Genomic DNA, 25,627 nt, shown 5'->3' with positions numbered 1-25,627 from the left:
CGACCGTTTCTGCTCACCAAGCGAACAAGCGCGAACGCGCTACTTGCGCGCGGACGCCGCCCGGCGCTTGTTGAACACGTCGAACGCGACGGCGGCGAGCAGCACCAGGCCCTTGATGAGGGACTGGAACTCGGTGCCGACACCGAGGATCGACATGCCGTTGTTCAGGATGCCGATGATGAGACCACCGATGATGGCTCCCGGCACGGTGCCGATGCCACCGGTGACGGCCGCGCCACCGATGAACACCGCGGCGATGGCGTCGAGCTCGAAGCCGTTGCCCGCGCTCGGCGAGGCGAGGTTGAGCTGGCCGGTGAAGACCACGCCGGCCAGGGCCGAGATGACACCCATGTTGACGAACAGCAGGAACGTGACCCGCTTCGTCTTCACACCGGACAGCTGCGCGGCGAGGGCGTTGCCACCGATCGCGTAGATGTGGCGGCCGAAGACGGCGCTCCGCATGATCAGCGAGTACACGACCACGAGCACACCGAGGATGACGAGCACGATCGGGGTGCCGTTGTAGCTGGCGAGCAGCAGCGCGATGTACATGACGAGCGCGACACCGAAGACGAGCTTCACGATGAACCACAGGAACGGCTCGGCCTCGAGCTGGTACTTGCGACGGGTGGCGCGCCCACGGAACGCGACGACGACCATGACGGCGGCCGCGGCGACGCCGAGGATCATCGTGAGGGGCTCGTAGCCGCTCGTGCCGAAGGCCGGCAGGAAGCCGGATCCGAGCGAGCGGAAGCCCGACGGGAACGGCGAGATCTGCTGGTTCTGCAGGGCGATCTGGGCGGCACCGCGGAAGGCGAGCATGCCCGCCAAGGTCACGATGAACGCCGGGATCCCGAAGTAGGCGATCCAGAAGCCCTGCCAGGCGCCGACCAGGGCGCCGATGACGAGGCAGAGGACCACGGCGACGGGCCAGGGGAGGCCCCACTGCGTGATCATCACGCCGGCCATGGCACCGGTGAAGGCGACGACCGACCCGACGGACAGGTCGATGTGCCCGGCGATGATGACCATCACCATGCCGATCGCGAGGATGAGGATGTAGCTGTTCTGGACGATCAGGTTCGAGACGTTGATCGGGGCCAGCGTGATGCCGTTCGTCGTCACCTGGAAGAAGATGACGATGACGATCAGCGCGATGAACAGGCCGATCTGTCGGAGCTGCCCGGTGAGGTAGCCGGCGGCGGACTTAAGCGCGTTCATTGACAGGGGTCTCCCGTTCCTGGGTCATGTACTGCATGAGGACCTCGGGTGTGGCCTCGGAGCGGGGCACATCAGCCGTGATGGTGCCCTCGGAGAGCGTGTAGATGCGGTCACAGATGCCGAGCAGTTCGGGGAGTTCGGAGGAGATCACGATGATCGCCTTCCCCTGGTCGGCGAGCTGGTTGATGATCGTGTAGATCTCGTACTTCGCGCCGACGTCGATGCCGCGCGTGGGTTCGTCGAGGATGAGCACGTCGGGGTCGGCGTACATCCACTTCGACAGCACGACCTTCTGCTGGTTGCCGCCGGAGAGCTTGCCGGTCAGCACGTCGACGTTCGGCGCCTTGATGTTCAGGTCCTTGAGGAACTTGCCGGCGACGGTCGTCTCGTGGGACGCGTTGACGAAGCCCCAGTTGGCGAGCTTGCCGAGCGCCGACCCGGAGACGTTCCGCTTGATGTCGTCGATCAGGTTCAGGCCGTAGCGCTTGCGGTCCTCGGTGACGTAGGCGATGCCGTTGTCGATGGCCTGCGTCACCGTGTGCGTCTTGATCGGGGTGCCCCGCTTGTAGACGGTGCCGCTGATCCCGGTGCCGTACGACTGCCCGAAGACGCTCATCGCGAGCTCGGTGCGTCCGGCACCCATCAGGCCCGCGATGCCGACGATCTCACCGGCGCGGACCGTGAGGTTGGCCTGGTGGATGATCTCGCGTGAGCCGTCGAGCGGGTGGTGGACGGTCCAGTCCTCGATCCGCAGGAGCTCCTCGCCGATGCGGGGCTCCCGGACGGGGTAGCGGGTGGACAGGTCGCGGCCGACCATGCCGCGGATGATCCGGTCCTCGGAGACCTCGTCGGCGTGCATGTCGAGCGTCTCGATCGTCTTGCCGTCGCGGATGATCGTGACCTTGTCCGCGATCGCCTTGATCTCGTTGAGCTTGTGGCTGATGATGATCGCCGTCATGCCCTCGGCCTGCAGCGAGCGGATGAGCTCGAGCAGGTGCGCGGAGTCGTCGTCGTTCAGGGCTGCCGTGGGCTCGTCGAGGATGAGGAGCTTCACCTGCTTCGACAGCGCCTTCGCGATCTCGACGAGCTGCTGCTTGCCGACACCGATGTCCACGATCTTCGTGACCGGGTTGTCCTTGAGGCCGACGCGCTGCAGGAGCTCGGCCGCCGCCAGGTTCGTCTTGTTCCAGTCGATGAAGCCGCCCTTGGAGCGCTCGTTGCCGAGGAAGATGTTCTCCGCGATCGACAGGAACGGGCTGAGCGCCAGCTCCTGGTGGATGATGACGACGCCGGCTGCCTCGGAGTCGTTGATGTTCGCGAACCGCACGGGTTCGCCGTCGAGCAGGATCTCGCCGTCGAAGGAACCGGCCGGGTACACGCCCGACAGCACCTTCATGAGCGTCGACTTGCCGGCGCCGTTCTCACCGCAGATCGCGTGGACCTGGCCACGCTCGACCTCGATGGAGACCCCCTGGAGCGCCTTGACGCCGGGGAACGTCTTGGTGATGTCACGCATCTCGAGGATGGTGTCCGTCACGTCGACCGCCTTCCGTAGTGCGCGCTCGCGGCGCGCAGGTGGAGACGGACTGGAGGCGCGGGGCGGGGTCGACCCGCGCCTCCGGTCCGACAGATGGGTTGCGACCTACTTCAGGTCGGCGTCGGTGTAGTAGCCCGAGTCGATGAGGACCTTCTGGTAGTTGTCCTTCGTGACGACCGTGGGCTGGAAGAGGAACGTCGGGACGACCTTGACCTTGTTGTCGTAGGTCTTCGTGTCGTTCACCTCCGGCTCCTTGCCGGCGAGCAGGTCCTCGGCCATCGACGCCGACTTCTCGGCGAGCTGGCGGGTGTCCTTGTAGATGGTCGAGTACTGCTGGCCCTCGACGATCGACTTCACGCTGGCGGCCTCGGCGTCCTGACCGGTGATGATCGGCAGGGGGCGGCTGTCGGTGCCGTAGCCGGCGCCCTGCAGCGCGGAGATGATGCCGATCGACATGCCGTCGTACGGCGAGAGGACGCCGTCGAGCTTCGTGCCGCCGGAGTACGACTTCGCGACGAGGTTCTGCATGCGGGACTTGGCGGTCGCCGGGTCCCACTGCTGCGTGGCGGCCTGCGTGAAGCCGTCCTGGCCGGAGCCGATGGTGATGGTGCCGTCCTCGATGTACGGCTTGAGGGTCTTCATCGCGCCGTTGAAGAAGAACGTGGCGTTGTTGTCGTCGGGCGAGCCGGCGAACACCTCGATGTTGAACGGACCCTTCTCGTCCGTCTCCTTGCCGTCCTCGTCGAGCACGCCGAGGCCGGTGAGCAGGCTGTTCGCCTGGTCGACACCGACCTTCTCGTTGTCGAACGACACGTAGTAGTCGACGTTCTTGTTGCCGGTGAGCAGGCGGTCGTAGGAGATCACCTTGATGCCGGCCTTGGCGGCGGCGTCGAGCTGGTCGGACAGCGAACCGCCGTCGATCGACGCGACGATCAGGACCTTCGCGCCCTTGGTGATCATGTTGCTGACCTGCTGGACCTGCTGCGGGATCTTGTTGTCCGCGTACTCGAGGTCGACCTTGTAGCCGGCCTTCTCGAGGTCGCTCTTGACGGCGTCGCCGTCCTTGATCCACCGCTCGGAGACCTTGGTGGGCATCGCGACGCCGACCAGGGCGCCCTTGTTCGAGTCGCCGCTGTCGCCGCCCTCGGTGGATGCACGGCCGCCGGCCGAGCAGGCTGCCAGCGAGATCGCGATGCCGACGGCTGCGACGCCCGCGATGATCCTGCGCTTCATCATCGAAGTACCTCTGTTCCTTCGCGTCGTCCTCGACGCCTCGGGTGCCGGGGCTGCTGTGCCCCGTGGGATGCGCTCGTGTGAGCGCTCACATCTTGTGGGTTCCGTGACGGGGTGTCAACTCAACACCGCCGTTTCGTGATCTTGCCGCGGTGCCCGGACCGAGCGGTACGGTTGGCGACGTGAGCACCACGACCGCCCCCGAGGGCAAGGGCGGCAAGCGCCGGAAGGCCCCGACGATCTTCGACGTCGCCGAACGCGCCGGCGTGTCCCACCAGACCGTCTCGCGCGTGATCAACGGCGACCCGACGGTGCGGGAGCAGTACCGGACGCAGGTCACCGACGCCGTCACCGCGCTCGGGTACCGGCCCCGCGCGGCCGCCCGGGCGCTCGCCGGGGGACGGAGCAAGGCGCTCGGCATCATCACCGCCGGCGACGCGCTGTACGGCCCGTCGAGCACCTCGATCGGCTTCGAACGGGCCGCCCGTTCGGCCGGGTACCACGTGCTGCTGTCGACCCTGCCCGAGGAACCGCGGCCGTCCGACCTGTCCGGTGCGCTCACCACACTGCTGGCGCAGGACGTCGCCGCGATCGTCCTGGTCGCCGCCGACAACCGGGTGCTCGACGCCCTCGCCTCGCTCACCGTGCCGGTCACGGTCCCCGTCGTGGTGTCGAACGCGGTGCAGCGCGACGCTGTCCGGACCCCGGTCGCGCCGAGCGTCGCCGCCGTCGCGATCGACCAGGCTGCCGGCACCTCGCTCGTCATGCAGCACCTGTTCGACCGCGGGCACCGCCGGATCGTGCACATCGCCGGGCCGCACGTGTCCCAGGAGTCCGAGGTGCGCCGGGCGACGTACCTGCGGATCATGCAGGACGCCGGGCTCGAACCGGTCGTGCTCGAGGGCGACTGGACCCCGGCGAGCGGCTTCGCGGCTGCGCGGCACATCGACGTGACGACGGTGGACGCGGTCTTCGCGGGCAACGACCAGATGGCCCTCGGGGTCCTGCACGCCTTCGCCGACGAGGGACTGCGGGTTCCCGACGACATCGCGGTCGTGGGGTTCGACGACGTCCCCGAGGCCGCGCACTTCACGCCGCCGCTGACCACCGTGCGGCAGGACTTCCGGGCGATGGGGGAGCGGGTGCTCGACACGGTGCGGGCCCTGGTCGAGGGGGAGCCCCGCGACGAGACGCTGCTCGCGCCCGAGTTGGTGGTGCGGCGCAGCACGTAGGCGCGCACGGTGCGGTGTTGTCCGGGTTGTGCGGGGTTCTTCCGTGCGCGGGGCCGCGGCGCACGGTGCGGTGTTGTACGGCCGGTGCGAGGCTGATCGCGCGGTGCGGCGCTACAGTCCCGCACCGAGCGGGCTACCCCGCACCGGCCGCGGGGCCGCGCACGGTGCGGGGTCGTGCCGGCCCCGCACCGGCCGGGTAACTGCGCACGGTGCGAGGCCGCGCACGACCCCGAGCTGACCCGACCGTCAGCCCTTCAACGCCCCGGACGACAGCCCGGCGACGTAGAACCGCTGCAACCCGACGTACAGCGCGATGCACGGGATCATCGCCACGACCGACCCGGCGACGAGGTTGCCGTACGACACCTGCCCGTACGCCCCGGTCTGCAGGTTGAGCAGCGCGACCGGCAGCGTGTACAGCGAGTCCTTCGTCAGGAACGTCAGGGCTCCGAGGAACTCCGTCCACGACGCCAGGAACGCGTACAGCGCCGCGGTCGCCGCCCCGGGCAGGAGCAGTGGGCGGAGCACCGACACGACGACCCGGAAGCGCGAGGCCCCGTCGACGAAGGCCGAGTCCTCGAGTTCGGTGGGGATCGACTCGAACGCGTTGCGCATCACGAAGACCCCGAACGGCAGGTTCACCGTCGTGTAGAACAGCACGAGCCCGAGCAGCGAGTTCGTCAGCCCCATCGCGTTCATCTCGAGGTACAGCGGCGTGAGGATGGCCTGGAACGGCACCATCATCGTCAGCAGCACCAGGCCGAACACGAGTCCCGCGCCCCGGAACCGGAAGCGCGCGAAGCCGTAGCCGGCCATCGTCGCGATGACCGCGGTCAGCACCGCCGTGGCGATCGACACGATGAGCGAGTTCACCACGCCGGTGAGCAGGTGCGACGACGAGGCGAACACGGCGGCGAAGTTCTGCCAGCCGAGCTGGAAGAACGTCGCCGGGTCCGGGGCCTGCGTGATGACGGCCTCGGACTGGAACGCCCGCAGGATCGACCAGATGAGCGGGACGCCGAACACGAGCGCGGAACCGATGCCGGCGATCGCGTACAGGGTGCGCTTGACGGTGGTGTCGCGCGGGTGCTGGACGCTGCCCTGGTGGTGGCGCCGACGTCGGCCGTCGCCCGAGGTGGTGAGGGCCCGGGTGGACAGGTCCGGCGCCGCGAGGGCCGCACGGGAGGTCGTGGTGCTCATGGCGTCAGTCCTTCTCTCGCAGTGCCCAGAACTGGAACACCGTCACGGCGGCGATCACCACGACGAGGGCGATCGACTGGGCGGTCGCGGCCCCGAGCTGCAGGTTCACGAACCCGCGGTTGTAGATCGCGTTCACGATCGTGGTGGTCTCGGTGCCCGGCCCGCCCTGGGTCAGGATGTAGAACTGGTTGAAGGCGAGCAGCGACCCGATCACCGAGATGATGACGCTCAGGGCGACGGTCGAGCGGATCATCGGGAACGTGATGAGGCGCTCGGTCTGCCACCACGACGCCCCCTCGAGCTGCGCCGACTCGTAGACCTCGTCGGGGACGCCCTGCATGGCCGACATGAGCAGCACCATGGTCAGCCCGGACACCGCCCAGACCACGAGGACGCAGATGAGCAGCGTCGCCAGCGGACCGTTCACGAGCCACGCGGTGCTGCCGTCGCTGATCCCGAGCCAGCGGAGCACCATGTTGACGGCCCCGGAGTTCGGCTGTGCCTCGAGCACGAGCATGAACGAGAGCGTCGTCAGCCCGACCACGTACGGCAGGAAGAACACCGTGCGCAGGACCGTGCTGCCACGGCGGCGGGCCCGGACGAGCACGGCGAGGAAGTACCCGAGCGCCAGGATCGGCAGGGTCACGATCGCCGTGTACAGCAGCGTGTAGCCGATCGCGTGCACGAACGTCGGGTCCTGGAACAGCGTCAGGTAGTTCTGCAGCCCGATGAACCGGTACGGGCCGATCAGGGGCCAGTTCGTGAACGAGATGTACAGCGCGAACACGAGCGGGACGAGCACGAAGACGGCGACGAACAGGATCGCCGGGGCGACGAGGACCGCGCCGGTGCGCGGCGGGTGGGTGAGCGAGTTGCGGGTCCGGACGGGGCCGCCACGCCCCGGGCCGCGGCCCACCGTGGGACGGCCCGCGCCGGTCCGGCCGGCGGGGCGCCGGGTGGAGATGGTCGACATGCGTGCACCTCTCTGTGCATCAACAAGAGCGAGACGAGCGAGACGAGCGAGACGAGCGAGACGAGCGAGACGAGCGAGACGAGCGGAGAAGACAGGCATGCAGGCTCAGGCCTGCACCTGGTCGAGGATCCGCTGGTAGTCGGACTGCGCCGTCCGCATGGCGGCAGCGCTCCCCGACCCGAACACGGCCTCGCGGAACATCGCGAAGTACGGCGACGACGGCTGGTTGTTGAGCAGGTTGTACGCCAGCGTCTGCGGTGCGTAGCCCTCCTCGATGGCGTCGAGCGGCCCGTACGCCAGCGGGAACCGCTTGCGGTACTCGGGGGTGGCGGCGTCCGACCGCGTCGGGAAGTACCCGCCGTCCGGCAGCGCCTGCTGTTGCTGCAGGCTGTTCGCGTACTGCATGAACGCCCATCCGCCGGACGGGTTCGCCGCCCCGTTCGGGATGCACATGTTGTCACCACCGTCGAAGAACGACCGCTGGCCGTCCCACGACGGGATGAGCACCGTCTGCATCTTCGCCCGCATCGCCTTCGTGGCCGCGGGCACGGTCGCCCCGTACGAGGTCGGGAAGATCCCCACCTTGCCGGCCCGGAAGTCGGCGCCCCACGTGGTGCCGGCGTCGGAGTACGTCGCCTTCGACAGCACGCCGTCCTGCCACAGCTGCCGGTAGAACTCGAGCATGCGTTCGAGGGCCTCGTTGCCGGTGATGTTCGCCCGCTGGGATCCCACCTCGCCGGTCATCATGTCGACCCCGGTCGCCCACACGTGCGGCTGGGTGACGAAGCCGATGATGCCGGCGGCGTTGCCGGAGATCGACCAGCCGTACACGTCGTCGTCGAGCTTCCGGATGGCCTTCGCCGCGTCGAGCAGCGTCGACAGGTCCTTCGTCGACTCCTCGACGTCGAGGCCCGCCCGCTCGAACAGCTCGGTGTTCACGAACAGCTGCGAGTTGTCCGCCAGGTAGGGCAGTCCGTAGTACCGGTCGCGGTACTCGAGCAGCCGCAGGTGCCCCGGCGAGATCGCGTCGAAGTAGTCGAGGCCCTTCACCACGTCGGTCAGGTCGGCGAACGCCTCGCGGAAGATGAACAGCTGCGAGTTGATGTCGTCGATGTCCACGACGTCCGGCGGCTCACCCCCGCGGATCGCGGTCGCGAGCTTGGTCACGTACTGCGCGTCCGGCACGGGCGTCAGCTGGACCTGCAGTTCCGGGTTCGCCTTGTTGAACCCGGCGACGGCCGACGTCAGGCCGGCCTGGGTCGCCGATCGGCACCACACCTGCACGGTGCCGGTCGCGTCCTTCCCGAAGCTCGCGGGCTCCGCGTCGACCTTCGGCAGCGTGCCGGAGCACCCGGCCAGGGCGAGGGCGGCCCCGCCGGCGACGCCGCCGACGAGGAACGCTCGGCGGTCCACGCCGGTCACCGCGCCAGCGGGAGCCAGACGCGCATCGGCGCGGCTCCCCGGTTGGCCCACGCGTAGTACGGGACCGCGGTCGCGGTGACGTCGCGACCGTCGTGACCGGCCTGGAGGCCCGTGGTCGCGCCCTGCGGACCGGCCACGTCGTCGACGCTGGTCGCGTCGCGGGCCGTGGTCGCGCCTCCCGGCCCGTCCAGCCGTTGGTACGGCCAGGCCGGCTGCGCGTGCTCGGCCGGGGCGTGCCCCGGGATCCGCAGCGTGACGACCCCGTCGAGCAGGTCGTCGCGGCGCTCCTCGGTGATCGGCGCGTCCGCGTCGACCGTCAGGTCGTCGACCGTGAAGCCCTGCTGGTCCGCCTGCTCGACCGCGTACACGAGCGGGCCGCGCTCGATCGCGACCTGCCCGCGGGCGGCGTCGATGCGGGCGTCGGCGACGTAGCGGTGCGGCGTGGTGTCGAAGACGAGCTCGACGGTGTCGCCGGCGGTCCACTCGCGGTCGATGACGTGGAGCGTGCCCGCTGCGGGACTCGCGTCTCCGCCGGCGCCCGTGACGGTCGTGGTGTCCGACCAGGCCGGGATACGCAGCCCCAGGGCGAGCGGTCCGTCCTCGGTGACCGTGACGACCACGCGGCCGTCGTGCGGGTAGTCGGTCTCGACGCGCACCGGACCGAGGTCGGCCGTGGCGTACTGGTGGATCTGCAGCCCGCCGTCGGTCGCGGTCGCCAGGTAGCCGTCGAGGCTCGCGAACGTGCGCATGATGTTCGGGGGGCAGCAGGCGCAGTCGAACCAACCGCGGCGTCCGTGTGCGGGGGAGCGGTTCTCGTCCTGGTGGGCGTGGTCGCGCTGCTGCAGCGGGTTCACGTAGAAGTACTCGGTGCCGGCCAGGCTCACCCCGGCGAGGAACGCGTTGTAGAGCAGGCGCTCGATCGCGTCGGCGTAGCCGGGCTTGCCGGTGGCGAGCAGCAGTCGCCAGGCCCACTGCACCCCGCCGATGGCCGCGCAGGTCTCGGCGTAGCCGCGGTCGGTCGGCAGTTCGTACGGGTCGCCGAACGCCTCCCAGTCCCAGCGGGCCCCGAGGCCGCCCGTGATGAACGCCTTCGTCGCCATCATGTCGGCGAACTGGCGCTCGCTCGCGGCGAGGAGCTCGGTGTCGCCGGTCTCGATCGCGACGTCCACGGCACCCGCAGCCAGGTACACGGCGCGGACGGCGTGCCCCTCGACGGTCGTGGCCTGCCGGCTCGGCACCCGGTCGGAGAAGTAGGTCGGCTCACCGCCGGCGCGCTCGATGATGCCGTGCCCGCGGGCGTCGACGAACCAGTGCGCCAGGTCGAGGTAGTCGCGGTTGCCGGTCTCGCGGTACAGCTCGACCAGGCCCATCTCGACGACGGGGTGACCGTCGACGTCGCGGGTCTTCGGCGTGCCGTCCGGTGCGGTGCCGTCGCCGAACGTGCGGACCAGGTGGTCGGCGTTCTTGATCGCGACCTCGAGCAGCCCGGTGTCGCCCGTCGCACGGTGCTGGGCCACGGCTGCCTGGTAGAGGTGCCCGGCGCAGTACATCTCGTGGCTCCACTTGAGGTCCGTGTACCGCTCGCCCTTCCCACGGACCTGCTGGACGGAGTCCAGGTACCCGTCGTCCGCCTGTGCCCGGGCGTACAGGGCGGTGACCTCGCGCTGCAGGTCGAGCAGGTCCTCGGCGGGGGCGCGGCCGTACTCCCACGCCACGGCCTCGAGCCACTTCGTCACGTCGGAGTCCATGAAGATCGGGCCGACGGCCTCGCCCTCCTCGAGCCCCGCGGCGATGCGGAGGTTGCGGAAGTTGCCGGCCGTCTCGAGCTGCTGGTAGCCGCTCCGCACGGCGTCGCGGCCGTTGCGCTCCTGGCGGAGCGCCCAGAAGCCGCCGGTGATCCGGGCGTCGCCCGTCGGCAGCGGCCGGAGCGTGAGGTGCGCGTCGGCGGTCGGGAGGACCGGGGTCGCGGTGTGCGCGCCGCGATCGGTCGCGAGCGTGGTGGTCATGTCGCCTCCTTGCGATGTGACTGGCACCGTCCGGGTGGTTCGAGCTACCCGGAAAACGGTTTCTGCGGTGGACGTTACGACACGGGGTGCACGCCGCGCAAGGGCGTTCCAGCGGATTTGTGTAGGGTCGTCGGCACGTCCCGATCGTCGGAAAGGTGGTTGCCGTGACGCTCGAACGCACCGGACAGCCGATCCGGATCACCGACGTGGCGGCGCTCGCCGGGGTGTCGATCGGCACCGCGTCGAAGGCGCTGAACGGCACCGGGCAGCTGCGGGACGCCACCCGGCTGCGGGTGAAGGACGCCGCCGAGAAGCTCGGGTTCGTCGGCGATGCCCGAGCCCGTGCGCTGTCGTCGGGGCGGACCTACACCGTCGGCATGATCACCACCGACTCGTTCGGCCGGTTCTCGATCCCGGTGCTGCTCGGTGCCGAGGACGCCCTGTCCGCCGGACAGATGGCCGTGCTGCTGTGCGACACCCGCGACGACCACGTGCGGGAGGCCCACTACCTGCGCTCCCTGGCGGCCCGCGGCGTCGACGGCATCATCGTGACCGGTCGCTCCGCCGACGCCCGGCCGCCGATCGACGTCTCGATCCCCGTCGTCTACGCCTTCACGCCCTCGACCGACGACGCCGACGTGTCGGTCACCCTCGACGACGCCGCCGGGTCGGCACTCGTCGCCTCGCACGTGCGCTCGCTCGGACGGCAGCGGGTCGCCATCGTGACCGGACCGGCGCGGCACCGTTCCGCGGTGCGTCGGGTGGCAGGGGCGACGTCGGTGCTCGGGTCGCACCTGGTCACTGACCCGCTGTACGGCGAGTGGTCGGAGCGCTGGGGGCGGCAGGCGGTGGACGTGCTGGCTCGCGAGTCGCCCGAGGTCGACGCGATCGTCTGCGGCAGCGACCAGATCGCCCGGGGCGTGTGCGACCGGCTGCGGGAGCTCGGGCGTTCGGTGCCCGGAGACGTCGCGGTCACCGGGTTCGACGACTGGGACGTGATGGCGCTCGCCTCCAGGCCGCCGCTCACAACCGTGGACCTGCGGCTCGAGGAGCTCGGGCGCGTCGCCGGGCAGGCGCTCCTCGCCCTGATCGACGGGGGGACGGCGTCGTCGGCGGCCGTGACCCCGTCGCTCGTCATCCGCGAGAGCACCGTCGGCGCGTAGGGCGCCGGTCCGCCGGTGCCCCCGGGTCGCGGACGCCGAGGTTCCACGATCTGCGCAGCTCGGCGATCCGAGCGGCCGTTCGTGGAACCTCCGCGCAGAGTCGGCGGCGTGTCGTGCGACCTCGGCGCTCGGTCGGGACCGGGCGGACCGGCGGCGCGCCGCGGCGTTGCGTGTGTGAGCGCTCACGTGCCAGGATGTGAGCGCTCACTGAGGACGACGAGGTTCTGGAGGAACGCATGGGCGACGACCGCCGACAGCGGATCGTGGACGGCCGCACCACACTCGGGATCGAGCTCGGCTCCACCCGCATCAAGGCCTGCCTGGTGGACGAGGACCTCGTCCCCATCGCAGCTGGTTCCCACGAGTGGGAGAACGAGTACGTCGACGGCCGCTGGACCTACTCACTCGAGGCCGTCGAGACCGGCCTCCGTGCCGCGTACGCAGCCCTGGCCGCCGACGTCGAGTCGCAGTACGGCGTCCGACCGACGACCTACCGCGCGGTGGGCGTCAGCGCGATGATGCACGGCTACCTCGCCTTCGACGCCGCGGGTGAACTGCTCGTGCCGTTCCGCACCTGGCGCAACACCTCGACGGGTCCCGCGGCCGAACGGCTCAGCGACGCCCTCGGGTTCAACATCCCGCTGCGCTGGTCGATCGCGCACCTCTACCAGGCGGTCCTCGACGACGAGCCGCACGTGGCACAGATCGCGGGCGTCACGACCCTGGCCGGCTACGTGCACCGCCGTCTGACCGGTCGGGACGTCCTGGGTGTCGGTGACGCGAGCGGCATGTTCCCGATCGAGGGCGGCCCCGTCGACAGCGGCCCCGGTGACCCGGGCGCGAAGGACTTCGACCACGCCATGCTCGCCACCGCGCAGGACCTCATCGGCGTGCCGGACCTGCGGTCCCTGCTGCCCGAGGTCCTCGTCGCCGGTGCCGAGGCCGGTGAACTGACCCCCGCGGGTGCGGCCTGGCTCGACCCGACCGGCACGCTCGAACCCGGCGCGCCGCTCTGCCCGCCGGAGGGCGACGCCGGCACCGGCATGGTCGCGACGAACGCCGTCGCCCCGCGCACCGGCAACGTCAGCGTCGGCACGAGCATCTTCGCGATGGTCGTGCTCGAGCAGCCGCTGACCACCGCGCACGAGGAACTCGACGTCGTCACCACCCCGGCCGGGGACGCCGTGGCGATGGTGCACTGCAACAACGGCGCGAGCGAGATCGCGAGCTGGGCCCGGGTGTTCGGGCGCTTCGCCGAGGCCTCGAGCGAGCGGACCGGCGCGACCCCGATCGGCATCGACGACGTCTACGCCACCCTGCTCGCCGAGGCCGTCGCCGACGACACCGACCCCGACGCGGGCGGCCTGCTCTCCTTCAACTACCTGGCAGGCGAACCCGTCACCCACGTCGAGGACGGTCGGCCCCTGCTGCTCCGCACCCCTGGCGCACGCTTCACGCTCGGCAACCTGGTGCGCTCCGAGGTGCACGGTGCCTTCGCGACCCTGGCCATCGGCATGGACGTCCTGCACGGCGAACAGGTGCAGGTCGACCGGATGACCGCGCACGGCGGGCTGTTCCGCACGCCCGGCAGCCCGCAGCGGCTCCTCGCGGCGGCGTTGCGCGTGCCGATCGCGCTCGAGGAGACCGCGGGCGAAGGCGGCGCGTGGGGGATCGCCGTGCTGGCCGCCTACCTCGAGCACACCGACCAGCAGCTCGCCGACTACCTGTCCGACACCGTGTTCGGTGGGGACGCTGTGCACGTGGCCGAACCCGAGCCAGCGGACGTCGCCGGGTTCCAGACGTACCTGGAGCGCTACCGGGGCGCGCTGCCCGTGCAGGACGTCGCCGCGGCGGCGACCCGCCCCGGCGCGACCACAGGACCGACCGAGCAGACCGACGGCGCCGACCCGCGCCTCCAGGCCGACACGACCGAGACGGCCCGGACGAGCCAGACGACCCAGAAGGAAGTGACCCGATGACGGACGCGATCGACGAGACCACACGCCAGGCGGTGGCGACGACGCGGGAACGCGTCGCGCGCCTGCACGGCGAGCTCGTCCGCTACGGCCTGGTGATCTGGACCGGCGGCAACGTCTCCGAGCGCGTGCCCGGCACCGACCTGTTCGTCATCAAGCCGAGCGGTGTGTCGAGCGACGACCTGACCCCGGCCAACCAGGTCGTCTGCACCCTCGACGGCGTGCCGGCCGAGGGCTGGGGGAACGAGCACGGTCCGTCCAGCGACACCGCCGCGCACGCCTACGTCTACCGGAACATGCCCGAGGTCGGCGGCGTCGTGCACACCCACTCGACGTACGCGACCGCCTGGGCTGCGCGTGCCGAGGCGATCCCGTGCGTCATCACGGCGATGGCGGACGAGTTCGGCGGACCGATCCCGGTCGGCCCGTTCGCGATCATCGGTGACGACTCGATCGGCCACGGCATCGTCGACACCCTCAGCGGCCACCGCAGCCGTGCGGTCCTGATGCAGAACCACGGCGTCTTCACGATCGGCAAGGACGCGAAGGACGCCGTCAAGGCGGCCGTGATGTGCGAGGACGTGGCACGGACCGTCCACATCTCGCGGCAGCTCGGCGACGCGGTCCCGATCCCCGAAGCAGACATCGATCGACTCTTCGATCGCTACCAGAACGTCTACGGACAGAACCCCGAAGGAGCCATGCGATGACGCAGGACACCACCGTCGCCCCCCAGGCCACGCTCGACAGCTACGAGGTCTGGTTCCTCACCGGCTCCCAGGGGCTCTACGGCGAGGAGACCCTGCGTCAGGTCGAGGAGCAGAGCAAGGCCGTCCACGCGGAACTCGCCGGTCACCTGCCGGTCAAGCTCGTCTGGAAGCCCGTGCTCAAGGACGCCGACGGCATCCGCCGGGCGCTCATCGAGGCGAGCGCCGACGACAGGGTCATCGGTGTCACCACGTGGATGCACACGTTCAGCCCGGCCAAGATGTGGATCGGCGGCCTGCAGGCCCTGACCAAGCCGCTGCTGCACCTGCACACGCAGGCGAACGTCACGCTGCCCTGGGCGGACATCGACTTCGACTTCATGAACCTCAACCAGGCCGCGCACGGCGACCGTGAGTTCGGTTACGCCCTGGCCCGCCTGGGCGTCCGGCATGCCACGGCCGTCGGCCATGTCTCGGACCCCCGCGTCCAGCAGCGCGTCGCGAACTGGACCCGTGCCGCGGCCGGTGCGGCAGCCGTCCGGTCGCTGAAGTTGACGCGCTTCGGCGACAACATGCGCTACGTCGCCGTCACCGAGGGCGACAAGACCGAGGCCGAGATCGAGCTCGGCGTGCAGGTCAACACGTGGGCCGTCAACGAGCTCGCGGCAGCAGTGGAGGCCGCAGAAGCGGACACGGCAGCGGTCGACGCACTCGTGGCGACGTACGAGCGCGACTACGACGTGGACCCGTCACTCCGCAGCGCCGGCGGCGAACGGCACGCCGCGCTCCGCGACGGCGCCGCCATCGAGATCGGTCTCCGCACCCTGCTCGCGCAGAACGGCAGCGCCGCGTTCACCACGAACTTCGAGGACCTCGGCTCGCTCAAGCAGCTGCCGGGCCTGGCCGTGCAGCGTCTGATGGCCGACGGCTACGGTTTCGGTGCCGAGGGCGACTGGAAGACAGCCGTCCTCGTCCGCGCGATGAACGTCGCCGGCGCCGGCCTGCCCGGTGGTGCCTCCCTGATGGAGGACTACACCTACGACCTCACCCCGGGTGCCGAGAAGATCCTCGGTGCCCACATGCTCGAGGTCTCGCCGGCACTCACCACCACGAAGCCGACGCTCGAGATCCACCCCCTCGGCATCGGCGGCAAGGACGACCCGGTCCGCCTGGTCTTCACCGCCGACTCCGGCGAGGCCGTCGTCGTCGCGCTGTCCGACACCCGCGACGGCTTCCGCCTCACCGCGAACGTCGTCGACGTCGTGCCCCCGACCGAGGCCCTGCCGAAGCTGCCCGTCGGCCGCGCGGTCTGGGAGCCCCGGCCGTCGTTCCCCGTCGCCGCCGAGGCCTGGCTCACCGCCGGCGCCGCGCACCACACCGTGATGACGACGGCGGTCGGCCTGCAGGTCGTCGAGGACTTCGCGACCATGGTCGGCACCGAGTTCCTGGTCATCGACGAGCACACCACCGCCCGCGGGTTCCGCGACGAGCTGCGTCTCCAGCAGACGTGGCACCGCCTCGACCGCGGCTTCTAGAGGAGTCAGGACCCCGAGATGAGCGACGTGATCGCGGCCGAGCGCACCCGCACGAACTGGGCGGGCAACGTCACGTACCGCGCGTCGGTGCTGGCCAGCCCGACGTCGGTGGACGAGCTCCAGCAGCTCGTCGCGGCGACGCCGCGCCTGACGGCGCTCGGCTCGCGACACTCGTTCAACACCATCGCCGACACCGACGCCGTCCAGGTGTCGTTGTCGGACCTGCCGCCCGTGCTCGACATCGACACGTCGCGTCGCGTCGTGCGGGTCGCCGCCGGCATGACGCACAGTCGGGTCGCGGCCGGTCTGGAGGCCCGTGGCTGGGCACTCGGGAACCTCGCGTCCCTGCCGCACATCTCCACGGCCGGGGCCGTCGCCACGGGAACGCACGGCTCCGGTGTGCGGAACCCGTCGCTCGCGCAGGCGGTCGTCGGCCTCGACGTGGTGCGCGCCTCCGGTGAGCTCGCGCACGTCGACGCCTCGTCGCCGGACGGGCTGCTCGACGCCCACCGGGTGGGGATCGGCGCGCTCGGCGTCGTCACCGCGGTGGAGCTCGCGATCGAGCCGACGTTCCAGGTCGCCACGACGGTCCACCTCGACCTGCCGTGGGACGCCGTCGCCGAGCAGTTCGACCAGGTCATGTCCGACGCGTACTCGGTGTCGATGTTCACGTCGTTCGACGACCGCGGCGCACGGCAGGTCTGGGTCAAGCACCGCGTCGACGAGGCCGCTCCGACCGTCGACCTGGTGGCGCTCGGTGCCCGTGCCGCCTCGGGACCGGTGCACCCGGGGGAGAACGACCCGGCCGGGGTCACCGAGCAGGGCGGCGTACCGGGGCCGTGGTCCGAGCGGCTGCCGCACTTCCGGTCCTCGTTCACCCCGTCCACCGGGGCCGAGATCCAGGCGGAGTACCTCATCTCCGCGGGCTCAGCGGTGGCCGCACTCGAGGCGCTCCGACCGCTGGCGTCGCTGTTCGCCCCGATCCTCATCGCCGCGGAGGTCCGCACCGTCGCGGCCGACACCGCCTGGCTCGCGCCGTCGTCCGGTCGGCAGTCGGTCGGCCTGCACTTCACGTTCCGCCGGGACGCCGTCGCTGTGGCCGCGGCGGTCGCCCGGATCGAGGACGTGCTCGCCCCGTTCGACCCGCGGCCGCACTGGGGCAAGGTCTCGGCCGCGAGTGCAGAGCGGCTGCACGAGGCGTACCCGCGGTTGTCCGACTTCGCTGCGCTCGCCCGTGACCTCGACCCCACGGGGCGGTTCCGCAACGCGTTCCTGGCCCGCATCCTGTCCTGAGCCGCGCCGTTTCCCAGCGGATCGGGATGCGTTGTCCGGGTGTCGCACCGGAGCAGCGCCGGGCGTTCACATGTGAGGACGCAAAGGTCGGGGCATGGCGAACCTCAACCGCATCATCGGCATGGCCTCCAAGGCCATCGACAAGCAGCTCCAGAAGCGTGGGCAGGGGGGAACCGCGCCCGGCGCCGGATCACAGCAGGGCGGAACCGACTGGCGTGGCATCGTGCGCAGCGCCGCCGACAAGCTGACCGGCGACGACCGGAACCAGCAGCAGCCGCCGCAGCAGTACGGCCAGCAGCCGTCGCAGCAGTACGGCCAGCCACAGCAGTACGGCCAGCAGCCGCAGCAGCCGCAGCCGCAGCAGCCGCAGTACGGCCAGCAGCAGCAGTACGGCCAGCAGCCGCAGCCGCAGCCGCAGCACGGGTCCGACGCCGACAAGGTCGCTCTGGCGAAGTACGACTACCTGCTCCGCACCTCGTCGCCGGAGCAGCTCGAACAGGTCCACCACGACGCCTTCGCGCGGCTCACCCCCGCGCAGCGCCAGCAGGTGCGCGACCGCCTGAACTCCGAGCTCCCGCCCCACGAGCACCTGCGCGACGACTCGGCGGGCGGCATGGCCCGTGCGATGACCCGCGGTGAGATGTCGCGTCCGGGTCTGGTCCGACGGGTCCTCGGCGGTTCGGGCCGTTCGGGCAACGGGCGGGGCCGCGGCGGCGCCTTCGCCGGTGGTGCAGCGGTCGGTGCCGGCGCGATGGCGTTCGGTGGCCTCGCCGCAGCGGTCGCCGGGGGAGCGGTGCTGAGCGCCGCCGCCGGCCCGGTCCTGGCGGGTGCCGCTGACCTGGGCGTCGACTTCGAGGGGATCGCCTCGGGCATGGGTGACCTCGGGCTCGGTGACCTCGGCGGTGGCGTCGAGGGGATCGTCGGCGAGGGCGAGCAGCTGCTCGGCGGGTTCGGTGAGCAGGCCGCAGGCTTCGGTGAGCAGGCGTCCGGCCTCGGCGAGCAGGCGTCGAACCTCGGCAACGACTTCCTCGGTGGGCTCTTCGACCGCTGACGCACTCGGGTGCGAACGCATCGGGAATAGCGGGACGGCGGACGGCGCTTGCAATGTTTCGTCGTGCGTCGTCCGAGGCGCGCGAGATTCGGACGGGCCACCGTCGCGGTGTCAGGATGGACGCCGCCCGGCGGGTGAACCGTTCCGCCGTCGCAGCGACCGCCACCGTGGTCGCGACCCCCTTCCCCGAGGAGCAGCACCGTCATGAGACGCCCCAACCGCCTGACGATCACCGCGGCCGTCGCCGCAGCAGCAGCCCTGGTCCTGACCGGCTGCTCGGGTGGGGGTTCGTCCGACGACGGTGCCGAGGGCACGGCCAAGGGCGGCACGCTGAACATCCTGACGCCGCAGACCTCGTTCCACCTCGACCCGGCGACCAGCCAGAGCCTCGGCATCACGTCGCTCGGTCTCGTCGCCCGACGGCTCACCACGTGGGACGTCGAGCCGGGGAAGACGGCGAAGGTCGTCCCGGACCTGGCGACCAACACCGGGGTCTCGAGCGACGACGGCAAGACCTGGACCTACACGCTGAAGGACGGCGTCGAGTTCCAGGACGGCACGCCGATCACGACGAAGGACATCAAGTGGGGCATCGAGCGCTCGTTCGCGCCGACCCTCAGCGGTGGTCTGAGCTACCACAAGTCGCTCCTGGTGGGCGGCGACGACTACAAGGGCCCGTTCGAGGGGAAGTCGCTCGACAGCATCGAGACCCCGGACGACAAGACCATCGTCTTCAAGCTGAACGACGCGTACGGCGACTGGCCGTGGCTCGCGTCGATGCCGGCGTTCACCCCGGTGCCCGAGGGTGAGGGGAAGGACACCGGTGCCTACGACCTGAAGCCGGTCGCCTCCGGTCCGTACCAGGTGCAGTCGAACACCCAGGGCTCGCAGGTCACGCTCGTCCGGAACAAGAACTGGAGCGCGAAGACCGACGAGGTCCGCACGGCCGGCCCGTCGAAGATCGTCTTCAAGGAGAGCCAGGACCAGTCCACGGCCACTCAGACGCTGATCGCGGACAACGGCGACGCCAAGAACTCCTTCGGGGCCATCTACCTCGGCGCCGCCGAGCTGAACCAGGTGCGCAGCAACCCGGCTGCGCAGGACCGCCTGGCCACGTCGAAGGCCGGCCCGATCACCTACATGGCGATCAACACGCAGCGCGGTGAGCTCAAGGACCTCAAGGTCCGCCAGGCGCTGCAGTACGCGGTCGACCGCAAGTCCTTCCGGATCGCCGCCGGCGGCGCGATCGCCGGCACTTACGCGTCCACGCTCATCACCCCGGGCATCGCCGGCCGCGAGGACTACGACCTGTACGAGACGAAGGCCACGGGCGACGTCGACAAGGCGAAGCAGCTGCTCGAGGAGGCCGGTGTCAAGGACCTCAAGCTGACCCTCGTCACGCAGAACGACCCCACCTACCTGGCCCAGGCGCAGGCGCTGCAGTCCGGGCTGAAGCGTGCCGGCATCGCCGTGACGCTCAAGCCGCTGGACTACGACTCCTTCACGCAGGCGACCACCAACGGCACCGACTTCGACCTGTCGCTGTCGAGCTGGCAGCCGGACTTCCCGAGCGCGAACGCCAACCTGCAGCCCCTCTACGCCTCGTCGCAGATCGGTGGCGGCGGCTACAACGTCTCGAAGTACAGCAACCCCGAGGTCGACGCGCTCATCGCGAAGGCCAGCTCCACGGTCGACCAGGACGACGCGCAGAAGCTCTGGGCCGAAGCGGACCAGGAGATCATGGCCGACGCACCGGTCGTGCCGCTGATCTACGCGAAGCAGTCGTTCCTCGCCGGTTCGAACGTGCAGAACTTCCAGATCGCGGACTTCCCCGCGTACCCGAACTACCTCAAGGTCTCGCTCAAGCAGTGACCGAACCGATCCTGCAGGTCGAGGGGCTCCGCGTCGCGTTCGGCGACGCGGAGCCCGTCGTCCGTGACGTCTCCTTCGACCTGACGCCCGGCCGGGTCCTCGCCCTGGTGGGGGAGTCCGGCTCGGGCAAGTCCGTCAGCGCCATGAGCGTGCTCGGGCTCCTGCCGCCGCAGGCCTCGGTGTCCGGCAGCGCCCGGTTCCGGGGCGAGGAGCTCATCGGTGCCCCCGTCGAGACGCTCCGTGCCGTCCGGGGTGCGGGCATCGGCGTGGTGTTCCAGGAGCCGATGAACTCGTTCACGCCGGTCCTGTCGATCGGCACGCAGATCGCCGAGGCGGTCCGGGCACACCCGACCGGGCTCGACCGCGCGGGGGTCACGGCGCGCGTCGACGAACTGCTGCGGGACGCCGGGCTCACCGACCCGCAGCGCATCCGGAAGGCCTACCCGCACGAACTGTCCGGTGGCCAGCTCCAGCGCGCGATGATCGCGATGGCCCTGGCCGGTGACCCGGTCGCGCTCTTCGCCGACGAGCCCACGACCGCGCTCGACGTGACCGTGCAGGCCGGCATCCTCGACCTGCTGCGGCGACTCGGCCGCGAGCGTTCCCTCGCGGTGCTGCTCATCACCCACGACATGGGTGTGGTGGCGGACGTCGCGGACGACCTGCTGGTGCTGCGCGGCGGCGACCCGGTCGAGCACGGGACGGTCGCCGAGGTCTTCGCAAACCCGACCGCCGACTACACGCGCGAGCTCCTCGCGGCCGTCCCCAGTCTGGAGGCGCCGGACGCCAGGGCCGGCGAGCCCGGCTCACGCGCCCAGCGACAGGTCACGGCTCCGGGCGCGCGTGAGGTGTCGCCCAGCGCGAAGACCGCTGCGGTGCGCGACGAGGCGGACGCGAGCCGTGCCTCCAGACAGTCCGTGGCGCGCCTGCGTGACGTCGCCGTGCGGTACTCGCGCCGAGGCGGACCGACCGTTTCCGGGATCGACCTCGACCTGCACGCCGGCGAGACCGTCGGCCTGGTGGGTGAGTCCGGTTCCGGGAAGTCCACGATCGGCCGGGCGCTCGCGGGCCTGGTACCCGTCGTCGCCGGCTCGGTCGAGGTGGACGGCAGCGACCTGCGCACCGCTCGTGGGCGACGACTGCGCGAGTTGCGCAGCCGCGTCGGCATCGTGTTCCAGGACCCGGCGTCGTCGCTGAACCCGCGGCAGACCATCGGGTGGAGCATCGCGGAACCGCTGCTCGTGCACGGTACCGACTCCGCCGCCGAGCGCGCGGAGCGGGTGCGCGAGCTGCTGACCGCGGTGCAGCTCGACCCCTCGTGGGCCGAGCGGTTCCCGCACCAGCTGTCCGGCGGCCAGCGGCAGCGCGTCGCCGTCGCACGAGCGCTCGCGCTGCGGCCCGCACTCGTCATCGCCGACGAACCGACCTCGGCACTCGACGTGACGGTGCAGGCCGCCGTGCTCGACCTGCTCGCCGCACTGCAGCAGGAGTTCGGGTTCGGCATGCTGCTCATCAGCCACGACCTCGCCGTCGTCCGCCAGCTCGCCGACCAGGTGATCGTGCTGCGCGACGGCCGGGTCGTCGAGCGGGGGAGCACCGACGCGGTGCTCGACGACCCGCAACAGGACTACACGCGCATGCTCCTCGCCGCAGCGCCCGTCGCCGATCCGGTGCGACAGGCCGCTCGCCGCGAGGCGTGGCGCGCGTGGGAAGGAGTGGCCTCGTGACGGCCAACGTCGTCGACCGACCGGTCGCACCGTCGGGCCGCACGACCGGCTTCCGGGCCGTCGTGCGCCGGGTCCGACAGGACCGCTGGGCGGTGGCCTCGGCAATCGTCATCGCGGTGTTCCTGGTGGTCGCCGTGGCGGCACCGCTCATCGCGAAGCTCTCCGGGCAGGACCCGTACGCCTACGACATCGACGCGCTCAACTCGTTCGGTGCGCCCAGCGGTCCGGGTGGCGGCATCAGCGGTGAGCACTGGTTCGGCGTCGAGCCGCTGACCGGGCGCGACCTGTTCTCGATCGTCACGTACGGTGCCCGGACCTCGCTCGGCATCGGGCTCGCGGCGACGCTGGTGTCGATCGTCATCGGCGTGCTCGTCGGTGTCACGACCGGGTTCTTCGGCGGCTGGTACGACCGGGTGCTCTCGCGGGTCGTCGACGTGATCTTCGGGTTCCCGTCGCTCGTCTTCATGATCGCCCTCACCGCGATCGTGCCGACGTCGTTCCCCAAGCCGGTCCTGGTCGTGCTCGTCATCGGGTTCTTCGGCTGGCCGGCCGTCGCCCGTGTCGTCCGGGGCCAGACCCTGTCGCTGGTCAGCCGGAACTACGTCGTCGCCTCCACCGCGATGGGCGCCGGGAGGTGGCACGTCATCCGGACGCAGCTGCTGCCGAACCTCGCCGCGACGATCACCGTCTACGCCACCATCTCGATCCCGTCGATGATCGGTGCCGAGGCTGCCCTGTCGTTCCTCGCCGTCGGCGTCAACCCGCCGACGCCGTCGTGGGGCCGCAGCATCGGCGACGCCATCGGCTGGGTGCAGACCGACCCCATGTACCTCGTGTTCCCCGGAGTGGCCCTGTTCCTCATCACCCTCGCGTTCAACGTGCTCGGCGACGCTCTGCGCGACGCCCTCGATCCGCGAGGGGGCACCCGGTGAACGCCGCGACCCTGCGGTTCCTGGCGATCCGCGTCCTCGGTGCCGCGGTCGTGCTGCTCGTCGTCGCGGCCATCACCTACGCGCTGTTCATGCTGCTGCCGACCAACCCGGCGCGGGCGATCTGTGACAAGCCGTGCACCCCGGACCGGCTGCGCGAGGTCCAGGCGTTCCTCGGCACGGACAAGCCCTGGCTCGCGCAGTTCGGCGCCTACCTGGCCGGGATCTTCACCGGCCGGACCTTCGGCAGCGGCAACAGCGTGATCGAGTGCGCGGCGCCGTGTTTCGGGTACTCGTTCCAGCTGCACGAGAGCGTCACCGAGTTGATCCTGTCGCGCCTGCCCGTCACCGCCTCGATCGCCGTCGGCGCCGCCGTGCTGTGGCTCGTCACCGGGGTCGTGGGCGGAACCGTCTCGGCGCTGCGCCGGGGGACCTTCGTCGACCGGGCCGTGATGACGGTCGCGGTCGCCGGGGTCTCGGCGCCGACGTACCTGGTCGGGCTGCTCGGCATCCTGCTGTTCGGGTTCGTGCTCGGCGTCCTGCCGACGAGCGGGTACGTGGCGTTCAGCGACGACCCCGTCGGCTGGTTCACCCACCTGGTCCTGCCGTGGTGCGTGCTCGCGTTCATCAGTGCCGCGATCTACGCCCGGTTGACCCGTGGCGAGATGCTCGAGTCGATGTCGCAAGACTTCGTGCGGACCGCTCGGGCCAAGGGGCTGCGGGAGCGTCAGGTCGTCGTGCGGCACGGACTCCGGACCGCGATCCTGCCCGTGGTGACGCTGTTCGGGCTCGACCTCGGGTCGCTGCTCGGCGGTGCGGTCATCACCGAGAAGGTGTTCTCGATGCAGGGACTCGGCGCGCTGCTCATCGACGCGGTGCACACGCTCGACCTGCAGGTCGTCGTCGGCTTCACGCTGTTCTCGGCGCTGCTGATCGTCACCGCGAACGTGATCGTCGACGTGGTCTACGCGTTCGTCGACCCGAGGGTGCGGCGCCGGACGTAGGGCCGCTGCCCGCTCGTGTGGTGCGAGGTTCCGTACTCCGTGTGAGGTCGTCCGCATGCCACGGAATCGGGAACCTCGCACCAGGGCGCCCGCCCCTCGCACGGTGCGAGAGGGCGCCCGCCCCTCGCACGGTGCGAGGCTCACGCCTCAGCTCACGCCTCAGCCTGCGCGGGCGACGTCGATCAGAAGTACGTGATCCCGTGCGGCGTCCGCGGCGGCAGCAGCATCGCCCGGAGCAGCTCCACCGACGCCGGGTCAGCGGCGCGGACGAGCCCGGCCGCCGCCAGCGTGACGGGGGAGACCGACCCGATCAGCAGCGCACCGAGCTCCGCGACGTCGAGCTGGACGTCGGAACCGGCCACGTCGACGTCGTCGGCGATGCGCGTGACGGTGCTACGGGCCTCCTGGACGTCGAGGCGGTACGTCCCGGTGGTGAAGCCGAGCGCGTCGGTGACCCCGAGTGTCAGCGACCCGTCGACGGCGAACGGCCGCGAGGTCAGCACCGCCGCGACGTCGAGCACCCGCAGCCAGACGTGGTCTTCTTCGTGGTCGACGTCGTACGCCCGGTTGTCCCCGAGCGCCGCGACGATCGGGTCGTCGAGGCGCGAGCGGGTGTACTTCACGACGTCGTTCAGGTCGATCGAGAGCAGGAACTCCCACAGGGCGATGTAGGCCGCATCGTTCGCGTAGACCAGGTCGACGACCTCGATCGAGGTGTCGGAACCCTGCCCCTCCTTGACGCGCCAGGTGACGTAGCCGTCGAGCTCGTCGGAGCTGTCGGGACGGTGCACGGCGGCACGGACGTCCTTCGCCTTCTGTCCGTCGTGCCCGAGCAGCCCGAACGCGATCGGCCAGGTGCCGGTGTTGCGGACCATGGAGCCGGGCGTGCGGACGTGGAAGCGGTCGAAGACCGCCTTGCCGGGACCGTCGGCGAGCCACTGCGGCGTCACGACCGACACCGTGCCGGACGTCGGTACGAGGAGGGGGAGCGCCCGTTCACGGCGGACGTGCACGGCGCGCTCGCGGACGGCGCAGCCGAAGCCGAAGCGACGGTAGATGGTGCCCTCGGACGCGGTCAGCGACGCGACGGCGTAGCCCTCGGCGACGCCGCGCTCGAGCGCGTGCGTCATCATCCGCCGCAGGATGCCGCGGCGACGCTCGGTCGGTCGGACGGTGACCGCGGAGATCGCCTGCGTGTCGACGGAGGACCCGTCACCCCAGCTCAGCGCCTTGCGGAACCAGGTGAAGGTGCCCGCCGGCCACGTCTCGTCGACGGACCCCGGGAACGGCTCGCGCACGTAGACGCCGAGGAACGTCTCTTCGTCGGCGATGAAGTGGGACGCCATGCGGGCTGCGCCCTCGTCGTCCGGGAAGGGTTCGTGGAACCCCATCCCCACGGCCTGCATCCACGCAGCCGTGTCGGCGTTCGGTGCCCCCTTGTCGTCCGTCCCGGGCGCGAACTCGCGCAGCTCGTAGCGGTCGTCGAATGCGTCGTTGCTCACGTTCCGACACTATCGGGGCCGGGTGACGTCGCGACAGACGCTGT

At 70.6% G+C, this 25,627-nt stretch carries 19 protein-coding genes; 11 read left to right on the top strand and 8 right to left on the bottom strand.

Annotated features, from left to right (window positions below; genetic code table 11):
- Window positions 1–39: 39 nt before the first annotated feature.
- The 3 genes from mmsB to chvE form a co-directional block, all read right to left on the bottom strand.
- The gene (gene mmsB, locus KK097_RS05605) at window positions 40–1,221 is read right to left on the bottom strand and encodes a multiple monosaccharide ABC transporter permease (RefSeq protein WP_214531097.1); all 1,182 of its coding nucleotides are present in this window, start codon (window positions 1,219–1,221) and stop codon (window positions 40–42) included.
- A complete protein-coding gene (mmsA, locus tag KK097_RS05600; protein ID WP_214531099.1) occupies window positions 1,208–2,758 on the bottom strand; it encodes a multiple monosaccharide ABC transporter ATP-binding protein in 1,551 nt (516 codons plus the stop codon). The genes mmsB and mmsA overlap by 14 nt, the downstream gene beginning before the upstream one ends.
- 105 nt (window positions 2,759–2,863) lie before the next feature.
- Window positions 2,864–3,994: a multiple monosaccharide ABC transporter substrate-binding protein gene (chvE, locus tag KK097_RS05595; protein ID WP_214531101.1), complete on the bottom strand. Its 1,131-nt coding sequence runs from the start codon at window positions 3,992–3,994 to the stop codon at window positions 2,864–2,866.
- A 179-nt stretch (window positions 3,995–4,173) separates the two neighbouring features.
- On the opposite strand from chvE, the gene KK097_RS05590 reads away from it, so the two are divergent.
- A complete protein-coding gene (locus tag KK097_RS05590; protein ID WP_214531103.1) occupies window positions 4,174–5,223 on the top strand; it encodes a LacI family DNA-binding transcriptional regulator in 1,050 nt (349 codons plus the stop codon).
- Between the two features lie 246 nt (window positions 5,224–5,469).
- On the opposite strand, the gene KK097_RS05585 is transcribed toward KK097_RS05590, so the two are convergent.
- The 4 genes from KK097_RS05585 to KK097_RS05570 form a co-directional block, all read right to left on the bottom strand.
- A complete protein-coding gene (locus tag KK097_RS05585; RefSeq protein WP_214543984.1) occupies window positions 5,470–6,423 on the bottom strand; it encodes a carbohydrate ABC transporter permease in 954 nt (317 codons plus the stop codon).
- Between the two features lie 4 nt (window positions 6,424–6,427).
- Window positions 6,428–7,396, bottom strand: coding sequence for a carbohydrate ABC transporter permease (locus KK097_RS05580; protein ID WP_214543983.1), 969 nt, complete (start codon window positions 7,394–7,396; stop codon window positions 6,428–6,430).
- A 105-nt stretch (window positions 7,397–7,501) separates the two neighbouring features.
- A complete protein-coding gene (locus KK097_RS05575) occupies window positions 7,502–8,818 on the bottom strand; it encodes an ABC transporter substrate-binding protein (protein ID WP_307858337.1) in 1,317 nt (438 codons plus the stop codon).
- Window positions 8,815–10,824, bottom strand: a complete 2,010-nt coding sequence (locus KK097_RS05570) for a glycoside hydrolase family 127 protein (protein WP_214531110.1) — start codon at window positions 10,822–10,824, stop codon at window positions 8,815–8,817. Before KK097_RS05570 ends, KK097_RS05575 begins: the two co-directional genes overlap by 4 nt.
- 164 nt (window positions 10,825–10,988) lie before the next feature.
- Here KK097_RS05570 and KK097_RS05565 point away from each other — a divergent pair, with 164 nt between their 5' ends.
- From KK097_RS05565 to KK097_RS05520, 10 genes are all read left to right on the top strand, one after another.
- Window positions 10,989–11,987, top strand: coding sequence for a LacI family DNA-binding transcriptional regulator (locus KK097_RS05565; RefSeq protein WP_214543981.1), 999 nt, complete (start codon window positions 10,989–10,991; stop codon window positions 11,985–11,987).
- A gap of 236 nt (window positions 11,988–12,223) precedes the next feature.
- On the top strand, window positions 12,224–13,966 hold the full coding sequence (locus tag KK097_RS05560; protein WP_214543980.1) for a xylulokinase: 1,743 nt from the start codon (window positions 12,224–12,226) through the stop codon (window positions 13,964–13,966).
- A complete protein-coding gene (locus tag KK097_RS05555; protein WP_214531116.1) occupies window positions 13,963–14,673 on the top strand; it encodes an L-ribulose-5-phosphate 4-epimerase in 711 nt (236 codons plus the stop codon). The genes KK097_RS05560 and KK097_RS05555 overlap by 4 nt, the downstream gene beginning before the upstream one ends.
- A complete protein-coding gene (araA, locus tag KK097_RS05550) occupies window positions 14,670–16,205 on the top strand; it encodes an L-arabinose isomerase (protein ID WP_214543979.1) in 1,536 nt (511 codons plus the stop codon). The genes KK097_RS05555 and araA overlap by 4 nt, the downstream gene beginning before the upstream one ends.
- An 18-nt stretch (window positions 16,206–16,223) precedes the next feature.
- Window positions 16,224–17,498 carry an FAD-binding protein gene (locus KK097_RS05545; RefSeq protein WP_214543978.1) on the top strand — a complete coding sequence of 425 codons (1,275 nt, stop codon included), beginning with the start codon at window positions 16,224–16,226 and terminating at the stop codon, window positions 17,496–17,498.
- 94 nt (window positions 17,499–17,592) lie between these two features.
- Complete coding sequence (locus tag KK097_RS05540; RefSeq protein ID WP_250896473.1) at window positions 17,593–18,549, top strand: cation-transporting ATPase; 957 nt, start codon at window positions 17,593–17,595, stop codon at window positions 18,547–18,549.
- A 204-nt stretch (window positions 18,550–18,753) separates the two neighbouring features.
- Window positions 18,754–20,421 (top strand): ABC transporter substrate-binding protein, encoded by a 1,668-nt coding sequence (locus KK097_RS05535; protein ID WP_214543977.1) that lies wholly within the window; start codon window positions 18,754–18,756, stop codon window positions 20,419–20,421.
- On the top strand, window positions 20,418–22,148 hold the full coding sequence (locus KK097_RS05530) for a dipeptide ABC transporter ATP-binding protein (protein ID WP_214543976.1): 1,731 nt from the start codon (window positions 20,418–20,420) through the stop codon (window positions 22,146–22,148). The genes KK097_RS05535 and KK097_RS05530 overlap by 4 nt, the downstream gene beginning before the upstream one ends.
- Window positions 22,145–23,080, top strand: coding sequence for an ABC transporter permease (locus KK097_RS18605; RefSeq protein WP_214543975.1), 936 nt, complete (start codon window positions 22,145–22,147; stop codon window positions 23,078–23,080). Before KK097_RS05530 ends, KK097_RS18605 begins: the two co-directional genes overlap by 4 nt.
- Window positions 23,077–24,081 carry an ABC transporter permease gene (locus tag KK097_RS05520; RefSeq protein WP_214531127.1) on the top strand — a complete coding sequence of 335 codons (1,005 nt, stop codon included), beginning with the start codon at window positions 23,077–23,079 and terminating at the stop codon, window positions 24,079–24,081. Before KK097_RS18605 ends, KK097_RS05520 begins: the two co-directional genes overlap by 4 nt.
- Before the next feature lie 182 nt (window positions 24,082–24,263).
- Here KK097_RS05520 and KK097_RS05515 read toward each other — a convergent pair whose 3' ends face one another.
- Window positions 24,264–25,583: a GNAT family N-acetyltransferase gene (locus KK097_RS05515; RefSeq protein ID WP_214543974.1), complete on the bottom strand. Its 1,320-nt coding sequence runs from the start codon at window positions 25,581–25,583 to the stop codon at window positions 24,264–24,266.
- Between the last annotated feature and the right edge of the window lie 44 nt (window positions 25,584–25,627).

It is taken from the genome of Curtobacterium flaccumfaciens (genome assembly GCF_018598405.1).
GTDB lineage: Bacteria > Actinomycetota > Actinomycetes > Actinomycetales > Microbacteriaceae > Curtobacterium > Curtobacterium aurantiacum.
The sequence above is the reverse complement of the archived record's forward strand: the minus strand, read 5'-3'. Positions and strand labels throughout refer to the sequence as shown.